Origin of the sequence: Frigidibacter sp. SD6-1, from assembly GCF_030143255.1 — a bacterium.
Taxonomy (GTDB): Bacteria; Pseudomonadota; Alphaproteobacteria; order Rhodobacterales; family Rhodobacteraceae; genus TMP-24.
The window spans coordinates 870583-883547 of the sequence record NZ_JARJNR010000001.1; the positions used below are offsets into that span (position 1 = coordinate 870583).

A 12965-nucleotide genomic window follows, 5' to 3' on the forward strand; every position below is an offset into this window, starting at 1 on the left:
TCCGGGGCAAAGGCCGGGGGGCTGTCTGCCCCCCGGACCCCCCGAAGGTATTTGAGCCAAGATGAAAGACATGAGCGACAAGATGGCACGGCGTGATCTGGGGCGGCTTTTCAGGCCGAAGTCGATTGCGCTTTTCGGCGGGGGCTGGGTGACCAATGTCGTGGCGCAATTGCAGAAGTCGGGCTTTGACGGGCCGATCTGGCCGGTCAACCCCAGGCGCGCCGATATTCTGGGCGTGCCCTGTTTCGCGTCGATCGACGATCTGCCGGGTGCGCCGGACGCGGCCTTTGTGGGCGTGAACCGCGAGGCCTCGGTCGGGGTGGTTGCGCGTTTGTCGGCGATGGGGGCGGGGGGCGCGACCTGCTTTGCCTCCGGCTTTGCCGAGAGCGAGGCCGAGGGCACGGGCGGCGCCGATCTGCAGGCCGAACTGGTGGCGGCGGCGGGTGACATGCCGATCGTCGGGCCGAACTGCTATGGGTTTCTGAATTACCTCGACAATGTGACCTTCTGGCCCGACCAGCATGGCGGGCTGACGGTCGAGAGCGGCATCGCCATCGTCGGGCAATCCTCGAACATGGCGATCAACATGACGATGCAGGCGCGCGGCCTGCCGATTGCCTATGTGCTGACCGCCGGGAACCAGGCGCAGACCTCGCTGTCGGAATTGGGGATGATGGCGCTGGACGATCCCCGTGTCACCGCCCTTGGCCTTCATATCGAAGGCTTCGGCGATATCCGCGCCTTCGAGGCGCTGGCGGCGCTGGCGCGGGAGAAGGGCAAGCCGGTGGTCGTGCTGAAGTCGGGCCATTCGGAGGCGGCGCAGGCGGCGACCATGACCCATACTGCCTCGCTTGCCGGGGGGGCTGCGGCCTCGTCGGCCTTGATCGAACGGCTGGGGATGGTCGAGGTAAGATCGCTGACCACCTTCCTGGAAACGCTGAAGCTTTTGCACTTCGGCGGTCCGCTTGGGGATGCGGGCATCGGGTCGGTCAGCTGTTCGGGTGGCGAGGCGAGCCTGATGGCCGATTGCGCGCTGGGGACGGCGATCGACTGGCCGGCCTTTTCGGCTGCGGGCAAGGCCAGGCTGAACGCGATCCTCGGGCCGATCGTGACGGTGGCGAACCCGCTTGACTATCACACGTTCATCTGGGGCGACACGGACCGGATGACCGACTGTTTCGCGGCGGTTCTGGACGAAGAGCGCGCACTTTGTGTCTTCGTGCTGGATCTGCCGCGCCCGGATCGTTGTTCGCAGGCAGGCTATCGCTGCGCGGTCGATGCGATCATCGGGGCGGCGCGGCGGACGGGAGCGCGGGCGGCGGTGCTCGTCTCGATGCCCGAGAATCTGACCGAGGATCTTGCGGCGGAATTCGCGACGGCGGGCGTGGTTGCGCTGTTCGGCATGGTCGAGGGGCTTGAGGCCATCGACGCGGCGATCCGGGCGGGGCGGCTGAGGGCGCGCCCGGTTGCAGCGCCTGTGTTGCTGCGCGGGGCATCCCGGGATGGCACGGTTTTGTCCGAAGCCGAGGCCAAGGCGGCGCTTGCGCTGCACGGGCTTGACGTGCCGCAGGCGGTGACGGCGGCGACGCCCGAGGCGCTTGGCGCGGCGGCGGCGGGCCTGAGGGTGCCCCTGGCGGTGAAAGGGCAGGGGATCGCCCACAAGACCGAGGCGGGGGCCGTGCGGCTGAACATCGGTTCGGCTGGCGAGGCCGCGGACGCGGCGCGGGCGATGGCGGGCGCGACCGGCTATCTGGCCGAGGAAATGGTGACGGGGGCGGTTGCCGAACTGCTGGTCGGCGTGACCCGCGATCCGACCGGGCTGATGATGCTGACGCTTGGCGCGGGCGGCGTGATGGCCGAATTGCTGGCCGATACCTCCTCGATCCTGCTGCCGGCGACGGATGATGACATCCGGGTGGCGCTTGGCAGACTGAAGGTGGCGAAGCTGCTGGCCGGCTGGCGGGGCGCGCCTGCCGCAGACATGAGTGCGATCGTTCGCGCCGTGCAGGCGATTGCCGCCTATGCGGCGGCGGAGCCGGGGCTTCAGGAACTGGATGTGAACCCGCTGATCGCGACGCCCGACCGGGCGGTGGCGGTCGATGCTTTGATACGAAAGGCGTGAGAGATGGCTGAGATGCAGATGCGGACCGAAGGGCCGGTCAGGACCCGGCGGGAGGGGGCGATCCTCGAAGTGACGCTGGAGGCGGGCAAGGCCAATGCGATCAGCCTCGCGACCAGCCGGGTGATGGGGCTGGTCTTCCGCGACTTCCGTGACGATGACAGCTTGCGGGTCTGCATCCTGCGCGCGGCGGGGGAGAAGTTCTTTTGCCCGGGCTGGGACCTGAAGGCCGCGGCCGAGGGCGATGCCGTCGATGGCGATTACGGCGTGGGCGGCTTTGGCGGGTTGCAGGAACTGCCCAATCTCAACAAGCCGGTGATCGCGGCGGTGAACGGCATCTGCTGCGGCGGCGGGCTGGAGCTTGCCCTCTCGGCCGACCTGATCCTCTGTTCCGACAATGCGACCTTCGCGTTGCCCGAGATCCGGTCCGGCACCGTGGCCGATGCCGCCTCGATCAAGCTGCCCAAGCGCATCCCCTATCATGTGGCGATGGACCTGCTTCTGACCGGGCGCTGGTTCGATGCCGAGGAAGCGCATCGCTGGGGGATCGTGAAGGAGATCACGACGAAGGAAGAGCTGCTGCCCAAGGCCTGGGCGCTGGCGCGCTTGCTCGAAAGCGGGCCGCCCCTGGTCTATGCGGCGATCAAGGAGGTGGTGCGCGAGGCCGAGAACATGCGTTTCCAGGATGCGCTGAACCGGATCACCAAGCGGCAGATGCCGACGGTCGACAGGCTTTATTCCTCGGAAGACCAGCTGGAGGGGGCGCGGGCCTTTGCCGAAAAGCGGGATCCTGTCTGGAAGGGGCGGTGACGCTTGCGAACGCGAGCGGGGGTTTCACACCCCCGCACCCCCGTGAGGTATTTGAGCCAAGATGAAAAGGGCGGGCTTCAGCGTGGTCCAGATATCCCCGCCGGAGGCATTGAAGTCTGCATCATTCCCCACGGGGAAAGCGTTTGGAGTCTTCGAGAACATTTAGGTCCATGTGGTTGCGCATGTATCGTTCCGAGGCGGCGCGGAGCGGCTGGTAATCCCAGGGGAAGTAGGCGCCGTTCCTGAGCGCTTCATAGACAACCCAGCGGCGGGCCTGGCTTTGGCGGACCTCCTCGTCGAAGCGGGCGAGATCCCAGCGCGCGTCGGCCTGCGCGCGCAGCCGCGCGAGTGCCGGGGCGGCGGCGGGGTCGGCGGCGCGGTTCGTCCGTTCGGCGGGGTCGTCGTCGAGGTTGAAGAGCATCTCGGGATCGGCCGCGCAGCGGATGTATTTCCAGGGGCCGTCGCGCAAGGCGACGAGCGGAGCGATGGAGCCTTCCGCTGCATATTCCATGGGCACTGGAGCGCGCGCGCCACCGGCCGCGACCGGCATAAGGTTTTCGCCCGCCGTCCAGGGCGCGACCTCGTCGAGCGAGAGGCCGGCGAATGCGGCGAGGGTCGGGGTCACGTCGAGGGTCGAGACCGGTGTTGCGACACTGCCCGCCGCGATCCCCGGTGCGGCGATCATCAGGGGCACCCGGGCCGATCCTTCGAAGAAGTTCATCTTGAACCACAGGCCCCGCTCGCCCAGCATGTCGCCATGGTCGGAGGTGAAGAGGATCACCGCCTCTTGCCGGGTGGCATCGAGCACGTCGAGAATTTCGCCCAGCTTGTCGTCGATATAGCTGATATTGGCGAAATAGCCGCGCCGGGCGCGTTCGACATGGGCAGGCGTGACCTCGAGCCCGCGCCAGTCGCAGGCATCCATCAGCCGCTGCGAATGGGGATCCATCGCCTCGTAGGGTATGGGTTCGGGGGCGGCGAGGTGCGGGCAATCCTCGTAGAGGTCCCAATATCTGCGGCGCGCGACGTAGGGATCGTGCGGATGGGTGAAGCTGACGGTCAGGCACCAGGGGCGGGGGTCGGCGCCGCGCGACAGGTCGTAGAGTTTCTGGCAGGCATGGAAGGCGACATCGTCGTCATATTCATACTGGTTGGTGATCTCGGCCACGCCCGCCCCGGTCACGCTGCCCAGATTGTGATACCACCAGTCGATGCGCTCGCCGGGCTTGCGGTAGTCGGGGGTCCAGCCGAAATCGGCCGGGTAGATGTCGGTCGTCAGCCGTTCCTCGAACCCGTGCAGTTGGTCGGGCCCGACGAAATGCATCTTGCCCGACAATGCGGTCTGATAGCCCGCGCGCCTGAGGTGGTGGGCATAGGTCGGGATGTCCGAGGCGAATTCGGCGGCATTGTCGTAGACGCGGGTCTTCGAGGGCAGCTGCCCCGACATGAACGAGGCGCGGCCCGGCGCGCAAAGCGGCGAGGCGGTGTAGCAGGTCGAAAAGCGTGCCGAGCGGTCGGCGAGGCGCCTGAGATTGGGCGCATGCAGCCAGTCGGCCGGGCCATCGGGAAAGAATGTGCCGTTCAGCTGATCGACCATCAGGATCAGGATATTCGGGCGCGGCATCGCAAGCCTCCTTTTTCTCTGGCCATATCATTCAGAGCGCATATAGTGTGCGGCGAAAAGCCCTTGAATCATAATGGGCATCATAAGCAGGGATTATGGAAAAGCTCGACCTCGGAGCGCTTGACCTTGTCGCGGCGATCGTGCGGGCGGGAACGCTTACCGGCGCGGGGGACGCGCTTGGCATGAGCCAGCCTGCGGTCAGCACGCAACTCAGGCGGATCGAGGCGGGCCTTGGGCGCGCGCTTTTTCATCGGTCACCGGGCGGCTGCCGGTTGACGGCTGCGGGCGAGATCCTGTGGCGGGCGGCAGAGCCTTCGCTGGTCCGGGTTGAAGCGGCTGTCGATGAGATCGCGGTCATGGGGCGCGACGAGATCTTGCGCGTCACGACCGATTTCGGTTTCGCATCCCTATGGCTTCTGCCTAATCTGGGTGCGTTCCGCGAGGCCCATCCGGGATTGGAGCTGCAGGTCATCGCCTCGCAGGCGCCGATGGCGCCGCGCGTGGGCGAGGTGGCGGTGCGGTTTGCGCGCAAGGGTGCGGTGACGGCGGACGCACGGCTCTTGATCGAGGAGCGCGCCATGCCGGTTTGCGCGCCCGGCCATCCGGCAGCGCGCCCGGGGCTCGACGGGGCGACGCTTCTGCATCTGCAGGCAAGGACCGATGCGCCCTGGCTGGATTGGGATGGCTGGTTCGCCGATCGGGGGCAGACAGCCCGACCGGGGCGGGGAGACCTCAGGCTGAATACCTATGATCTTGTCGTGCAGGCGGCGCGGGCCGGGCAGGGCGTGGCGCTTGGCTGGCTGCCTCTCGTCGAGCCCTTCCTCAGGGATGGATCGCTTGTGGCGGCGGGACCGGTCGTGCACCGGCAGGACAGCGGCTATTGGCTGGAAGTGGGGCCGGGCGGCGGCCGGGCGGCGGCGGCCTTCGCCGACTGGCTGCGCGGCATGGTGCCCGAGGCGACGACGCAAACAGAGTTGGAGACGGCATGAAGGTGCGGACGGACTTTCCCCGCAAGGTGGCGGAAACAGCGGACATGGGCATTGTCCTGCAGGACGGGACGCGCCTTTCCGCGCGGGTCTGGATGCCGGAGGATGCCGCCGACGATCCGGTGCCGGCGATCCTGGAATATATCCCCTATCGCAAGCGCGACGGGACACTGGCCCGCGACGAGCTGATGCATCCCTATTTCGCCGGTCACGGCTATGCGGCCGTGCGCGTCGACATCCGCGGCAACGGCGACAGCGACGGGCTGATGGAGGACGAGTACAGCGAGCAGGAACTGGCGGACGCCTGCCAGATCATCGACTGGCTGTCGCGCCAGCCCTGGTGTTCCGGCGCGGTCGGCATGATGGGCAAGAGCTGGGGCGGCTTCAACTGCCTGCAGACCGCCTTTCTGCAACCGCCGGCGTTGAAGGCCGTCCTGTCGGTCTGCTCGACGACCGACCGCTTCGCGGACGATATCCATTTCAAGGGCGGCTGCCTTCTGGGCGAGAATTTCGGCTGGGGCATGGTGATGCTGTCCTATTCCTCGCGCCCGCCCGATCCGGCGCTGCGGTCCGACTGGCGGGAGGAATGGCTGAAGCGGCTGGAGGCGGAGCCCTTTCTCACCCCGCTCTGGGCCAGCCATCAGGCGCGCGACGATTACTGGAAGCACGGTTCGGTCTGCGAGGATTATTCCCGCATGACCGTGCCGGTCATGGTGGTTGGCGGCTGGGCCGACAATTACATGAACACGGTCGCGGCGCTGTGCGAGAATGTGCCCGCACCGGTGCAGGGGCTGGTCGGGCCCTGGGTTCACCAATATGCCCATCAGGCCGTGCCCGGGCCGGCGATCGGCTTTCTGCAGGTGGCTCTCAGATGGTGGGACCGCTGGCTGAAGGACATCGGGAACGGGGCGGAGGCGGATGGCGCCTACCGCACCTGGATGCTGCATTCCGCGCCGCCGGACGCCTGCGCGCGGTATCGGCCCGGCCATTGGCTGGTCGAGACGGACTGGCCATCGCCGCGGGTCCGGCGCGAGGTCTTGGGACTGGCGCCAGGCCGACTGGGCACGGCGGCGGCACTCGACATGCATGTCGCGACGCCGCAGCATCTGGGGATGCGGGCGGGCAAGTTCTTCCCCATGGGCCTGAATGCCGAAATGGCGGGCGACCAGCGCGAGGATGACGCGGCCTCGGTCTGCTTCGATGGCGCGGTGCTGGATGCGCCGCTCGATCTCATGGGCGCGGCGCGGCTGCGCCTGACCCTGTCGGCCGACCGGCCCAGGGCCAACCTCATTGCGCGGCTGTGCGACGTGGCGCCGGACGGATCGTCGGTCAGGATCGCGCATGGCATGCTGAACCTCTGCCACCGGCACGATCCGGGCGCGCCGGTGCCCATGGTGCCGGGCAAGGCCGAGGAGGTGACGCTGGACCTTGACCAGATGGCCTATCGGCTGTTGCCCGGTCACCGGCTGAGGCTTGCGCTTTCGACAACCTACTGGCCCTTCGTCTGGCCCGCGGCCGAAGTCGCCACCCTGACGCTGTCGGCAGGCAGCCTGGAATTGCCCGTCCACGCGGGCGGAACAGGCGATGAATGGCAGCCGCCGGAACCGGAAAGCGCGCGCCCCTGGAACCATCGCACCCTGCGCGAGGCGCGGGCGACGCGGCGGATCGAGCGTGACCTGACCAACGGGCGTCAGGCGCTGGTGGTCGAGGAAGACGGCGGCGAGCGGGAAAATCTCGACCACGGGCTGATCAGCGGCGAGACGATGTCGGAGCGGTGGGAAATCGACCCAGAGGACCCCTTGTCGGCACGCGCAACGATCCGCTGGGAGCAGCGGCTGCGGCGCGGCGACTGGAACGTCCGGACCGAAGCCACGGGCGAGATGACCGCAACCGCCGACGCGCTCGTCACAAGGGCGCGCCTGACGGCGTGGGAGGGCGAGACGATCGTCTTCCAGCGGGACTATGAGGATCGCGTGCCGCGTGTGCATCTATGAAAATTTGCTCAAGGCGGCATTTTTTGTTGTCAAACCAACGTGTCAATGCTCATGATTGACTCGCAAATCAACAAAACCAAACCAGGGAGATGAGAATGAAGGACGATCTGGCCAAACTGCTGGATTTCATCGATAGCGCCGGCCTCAGCCGCCGCAGCTTTCTGACACGCAGCGCCGCGTTCGGGGCGACCGCCGTGGTGGGCACCGCGCTGGCCACCGGCCGCGCCTCGGCCCAAGAGCCCAAGAAGGGCGGCATCCTCAAGATGGGTCTCGGCGGCGGTGAAGCCACCGACACGCTCGATCCGGGTCTTGCCGACAGCCAGGTGCCCTTCGCGCTGAACCGTAACTGGGGCGACACGATCGTGCGCGTCACGCCGGACGGCCAGATCGAGCCGCGGCTGGCCGAGGCCTTCTCGTCCAACCCCGAAGGGACCGAATGGACCTTCACGATCCGTCAGGGCGTCAAGTTCCACGACGGCAGTGACATGACGGTCGATGACGTGGTCGCGACCTTCAAGCGCCATTCCGACGAGAATGCGAAGTCCGGCGCGCTTGGCATCATGAAGGGCATCAGCGACATTTCGGCCGACGGCCAGAATGTGGTTATGAAGATGGAAACCGGCAATGCCGACCTTCCCTATCTTCTGTCGGACTATCACCTTGTCATTCAGCCGAAGGGTGGCGTCGACAATCCCGCCGCGGGGATCGGTACCGGCGCCTACAAGGTCGTCTCGGCCGAGGCGGGCGTGCGCTATGTGCTTGAGAAGAACGCCGACGACTGGGATACGTCGCGCGGCCATTACGACGGGGTCGAGATCCTCGTCATCAACGATTCGACGGCGCGCAACTCGGCGCTGCAGGCCGGTCAGGTCCATATGATCAACCGGGTCGATCCCAAGGTGGCGCAGCTTCTGTCGAAGACGCCGGGTGTCGTGGTCACCAACATTTCCGGCCCGGGGCACTATGTCTTCATCATGCATTGCGACACCGCGCCCTTCGACAACAACGACCTGCGTCTGGCGCTGAAATATTCGATCAACCGTCAGGAAATGGTCGACAAGATCCTCAACGGCTACGGCGGCGTCGGCAACGACATTCCGATCAACGGATCCTATCCGCTGTTCGACGAGACCATGGAGCAGCGGCCGTTTGACCTTGCCAAGGCGGCCGAGCATTACAAGGCCTCGGGTCACGATGGCAGCCCCATCGAGCTTCTGGTGGCCGACGGCGCCTTCCCGGGCGCGGTCGATGCGGCGACGCTCTGGCAGGCGAGCTGCGAACAGGCGGGCATCCCGCTTGTCGTCAAGAAGGTGCCCGACGATGGCTACTGGTCGGATGTCTGGAATGTGAAGCCCTTCTGCGCCAGCTACTGGGGCGGCCGCCCGGTGCAGGACCAGATGTATTCCACCGCCTATCTCTCGACGGCGGAATGGAACGACACCCGGTTCAAGGATCCGGAATTCGACGCGCTGATCCTGCAAGCGCGGGCCGAGACCGATACGGCCAAGCGCCAGGAGTTGTACAGCAAGATCGGCCATATCCTGCACGACAATGGCGGCGTCATCGTGCCGATGTTCAACGACTATATCGACGGTCATTCCGATACGGTCGCGGGCTGGCTCGAAGACCCGACCACCGAGATGATGGGCGGCTGGGCCGCGCAGAAGACCTGGTTCGCCTGACCGGCAGACTGCTTCCGCCCGGGGTTTCCCCGGGCGGAATCCATCCGGCGACAGATCGGGGCAGAAAAGGCTTGCGAATACTCATCATGCGAATAGCGTGATCGGGGGATAAGATAATTGTTCTGGGGACTGTTCAACGAGTTTGTCGAAGCTGTTTCCGACGCGATCAGCGGCTGGCAAACCGATCCGAACGGCGAGCCGATGAACGGCCGCGCATGACCAAGTGCTGGCTGGCCTGATGGCCGGTCCAAGAAGACTGTCCGGCTGGCCGATGCGTCGGCCGGATCAAAAACCCGGGGGGACGATGCATCCAGTCGTGAAACTCATAGCCCAGCGTCTCTCGTTGGGCCTCCTTCTTCTCCTCGCCGTTTCGGTGCTCATCTTTGTGGGCACCGAGATGTTGCCGGGCGACGTGGCGCAGGCAATCCTCGGCCAGTCGGCCACGGAAACGGCGCTGAGGAACTTGCGCGAGGAGATGGGGCTGAACCAGCCTGCGATCACCCGCTATTTCCAGTGGCTCGGCGGCATTCTGCAGGGCGATCTCGGCACGGCATTGTCCAACAAGAAGGATATCGCCACCGAAATCGGCGCGCGGCTCGGTAACACGCTTTTCCTCGCCTTCTGGGCGGCGGCGATTTCCGTTCCGCTCGCCATCGGGCTCGGCCTTCTGGCGGTGCGTTACCGCAACCGCTGGCCGGACAAACTGATTTCCGGCGTGACGCTGGCGACGATCTCGCTGCCGGAATTCGTGGCGGGTTACATCCTGATGTATCTGCTGACGGTGAAATTCCGCATCTTCTCGCCGATCTCGACCATCTATGACAGCATGTCCTTCGCCCAGAAACTGAATGCGATCGCGCTGCCGGTCATGGTGCTGGTGCTGGTGGTTCTGGCCCACATGATGCGGATGACGCGGGCGGCGATCCTCAACGTGATGCAGTCCGCCTATATCGAGACGGCGGAACTGAAGGGCCTGAGACCCCTGACCATCATCGCCCGCCACGCATTCCCCAACGCAATCGCCCCGGTCGTCAACGTCGTCATGCTGAACCTCGCCTATCTGGTGGTGGGCGTCGTCGTCGTCGAGGTGGTCTTCGTCTATCCCGGCATGGGCCAGTATCTGGTCGACCATGTGACCAAACGTGACGTTCCGGTGGTCCAGGCCTGCGGCCTGATCTTCGCCGCCGTCTACATCGGCCTGAACATCTTCGCCGATGTAATCTCCATCCTGGCAAACCCGCGTCTGAGGCACCCGAAATGAGCCGCATTCCTCTGTCCGCGCTCATCGGTCTTTTCATGACCGGAGCGTTCTTCTTCACCGCGATCTTCGCGCAATGGCTGGCCCCCTACGGGCTGAACGAGGCCGTGGGCCAGGTCTGGGAAAATCCCTTCTGGTCGTCCGAGCCGTCGGAATATCTTCTCGGCACCGACAATATCGGCCGCGATCTTCTCAGCCGCATGATCTATGGCTGCCAGATCACCATCCTGCTTGCGACCGCTTCCTCGGCCGTGGCCTTCCTGACCGGCTCGATCCTGGGCTTTACCGCGGCCGTTGTCGGTGGCTGGGTCGATCAGGCACTCTCGCGCTTCGTCGATCTTTTCATGTCGCTGCCGTCGCTCATCCTCGCGCTGGTGATCCTGTCGGTCCTGAACGTGACGCTGCCCGTACTGATCCTGGTGATGGGGCTTCTGGATTCCACCCGCGTCTACCGTCTGGCCCGGGCGGTCGCGGTCGATATCGTGGTGATGGATTATGTCGAGGCTGCGCGCCTCAGGGGCGAGGGGACGAAATGGATCATCTTCCGCGAGATCCTGCCAAATGCCCTGTCTCCGCTGGTCGCGGAACTGGGGCTCAGGTTCATCTTCGCCGTTCTCTTCATTTCCACGCTCTCTTTCCTCGGGCTCGGCGTCCAGCCGCCGCTCGCCGACTGGGGCGGCATGGTGAAGGAAAACAAGGACGGGCTCGTCTATGGCATCTCGGCGGCGCTGGTGCCGGCGATTGCCATCGCGGTCCTGGCGATTTCGGTCAATCTGGTGGCCGACTGGGTCCTGAACCGGACCACGTCGCTGAAAGGAGGTCGCGGTGCGTGACATGGCAGACAAACCGCTTCTCGATATCCGCGATCTGAAGATCGAGGCGACCGTCTATCCGCCGGGCGAGAAACCAAAGACGATGACTTTGGTCCATGGCGTTTCGCTGACGGTCGAGAAGGGCAAGGTTCTTGGCCTTATCGGCGAGTCGGGCGCGGGCAAATCGACCATCGGCCTGTCGTCCATGGCCTACGGGCGCGGCGGGGTGAGGATAACGGGCGGCGAGATATTCGTGAACGGCCGCGACATCCTGAAGGGTGGCGCGCAGGGCTTGCGCGAGTTGCGCGGCAAGGAAGTGACCTATGTCTCGCAATCCGCCGCCGCCTCGTTCAACCCCGCCAAGCGTCTGATGGAACAGGTGATCGAGGCGTCTCTCGTCCATGGCCTCATGTCGAAATCCGAGGCCGAGGCACGGGCCGTCGGCCTCTTCCGCAAGCTCGGCCTGCCGAGCCCCGAGACGTTCGGCGACCGCTATCCCCATCAGGTCTCGGGCGGCCAGCTACAGCGGGCGATGACGGCGATGGCGCTCTGTCCCAAACCTGACCTCGTGGTCTTCGACGAGCCGACGACCGCGCTTGACGTGACGACCCAGATCGACGTCCTGATGGCGATCAAGGAGGCGATCCGCGATACCGGGGTTGCGGCACTTTACATCACCCATGACCTTGCCGTGGTCGCGCAGGTGTCGGACGACATCATGGTGCTGCGCCATGGCAGGCTGGTGGAATGGGGGACGACCGACCAGATCATCAACAAGCCGCGCGAGGACTATACCCGCGCGCTTGTCTCGGTCGCCTCGCACGAACATGCCGAGAAGCCATCGGCCGGCAATCCGGTCCTGAAGGTCGAGGCGGTGACGGCGCGCTACCGCTCGGTGCCGATCGACGTCTTGAAGAATGTCTCGGTCGAGATCGAGCCCGGTCACACGCTGGCCGTGGTGGGGGAAAGCGGGTCGGGCAAGTCGACGCTGGCGCGCGCCATTACCGGCCTTCTGCCGCCGATGCGCGGGCAGATGATCTTCAACGGACGCAAACTGTCGAACGATCTCGCCGGGCGGACCAAGGAAGACCTGCGCGAACTGCAGATGATCTACCAGATGGCCGACGTGGCGATGAACCCGCGCCAGACCGTCGCAACGATCATCGGGCGGCCCCTGGAGTTCTATTTCGGCCTGAAAGGGTCGGAGCGTGACCGCAAGGTGCAGGAACTGCTCGACCAGATCGAGATGGGCAAGGGTTTCGCAGACCGCTATCCGGCCGAACTGTCGGGCGGCCAGAAGCAGCGGGTCTGCATCGCCCGCTCGCTCGCGGCCAGGCCCAAGCTCATCATCTGCGACGAGGTGACATCGGCGCTAGACCCGTTGGTGGCCGAAGGCATCCTGAACCTGCTTCTCGATCTTCAGAAACAGGAGAAGGTCGCTTACCTCTTCATCACCCATGACCTCGCCACGGTACGCGCCATCGCCGACAGTATCGCGGTCATGTACAAGGGGCAGGTGGTGCGCTACGGCGCCAAGTCCGACGTGCTGGCGCCACCCTTCGACGATTACACCGACCTTCTTCTCTCCTCAGTACCGGAACTCAGGCTCGGCTGGCTCGAGGAGGTGATCGCACATCGCAAGATGGAAAGCGCCGGAAATTGAGCACAGCGCCGGTCACC

General features: G+C 65.4%; 9 protein-coding genes. 8 read left to right on the top strand and 1 reads right to left on the bottom strand.

The genetic code is table 11. The features are described from left to right. Positions 1-70: 70 nt before the first annotated feature. Entirely contained in the window at positions 71-2122 is a 2052-nt protein-coding gene (locus P0645_RS04205; RefSeq protein WP_284163301.1) for an acetate--CoA ligase family protein, read from the top strand. 3 nt (positions 2123-2125) lie between these two features. After that, positions 2126-2929: a carnitinyl-CoA dehydratase gene (locus P0645_RS04210; protein ID WP_284163302.1), complete on the top strand. Its 804-nt coding sequence runs from the start codon at positions 2126-2128 to the stop codon at positions 2927-2929. Positions 2930-3050: 121 nt separating this feature from the next. Here the strand turns inward: P0645_RS04210 and betC are convergent, their stop codons facing one another. Beyond that, on the bottom strand, positions 3051-4553 hold the full coding sequence (gene betC, locus P0645_RS04215) for a choline-sulfatase (protein ID WP_284163303.1): 1503 nt from the start codon (positions 4551-4553) through the stop codon (positions 3051-3053). A gap of 95 nt (positions 4554-4648) precedes the next feature. On the opposite strand from betC, the gene P0645_RS04220 reads away from it, so the two are divergent. The 6 genes from P0645_RS04220 to P0645_RS04245 all read left to right on the top strand — a co-directional run bounded on the left by P0645_RS04220 (position 4649) and on the right by P0645_RS04245 (position 12948). Then, the gene (locus P0645_RS04220) at positions 4649-5542 is read left to right on the top strand and encodes a LysR substrate-binding domain-containing protein (protein WP_284163304.1); all 894 of its coding nucleotides are present in this window, start codon (positions 4649-4651) and stop codon (positions 5540-5542) included. Continuing rightward, a complete protein-coding gene (locus P0645_RS04225; RefSeq protein ID WP_284163305.1) occupies positions 5539-7533 on the top strand; it encodes a CocE/NonD family hydrolase in 1995 nt (664 codons plus the stop codon). Before P0645_RS04220 ends, P0645_RS04225 begins: the two co-directional genes overlap by 4 nt. A 95-nt stretch (positions 7534-7628) precedes the next feature. After that, on the top strand, positions 7629-9215 hold the full coding sequence (locus P0645_RS04230) for an ABC transporter substrate-binding protein (RefSeq protein ID WP_284163306.1): 1587 nt from the start codon (positions 7629-7631) through the stop codon (positions 9213-9215). Between the two features lie 304 nt (positions 9216-9519). Next, on the top strand, positions 9520-10476 hold the full coding sequence (locus P0645_RS04235) for an ABC transporter permease (protein WP_284163307.1): 957 nt from the start codon (positions 9520-9522) through the stop codon (positions 10474-10476). Then, positions 10473-11306, top strand: coding sequence for an ABC transporter permease (locus P0645_RS04240; RefSeq protein ID WP_284163308.1), 834 nt, complete (start codon positions 10473-10475; stop codon positions 11304-11306). The genes P0645_RS04235 and P0645_RS04240 overlap by 4 nt, the downstream gene beginning before the upstream one ends. Before the next feature lies 1 nt (position 11307). Beyond that, positions 11308-12948, top strand: coding sequence for an ABC transporter ATP-binding protein (locus P0645_RS04245; protein ID WP_284163371.1), 1641 nt, complete (start codon positions 11308-11310; stop codon positions 12946-12948). The last annotated feature ends 17 nt before the right edge of the window (positions 12949-12965 follow it).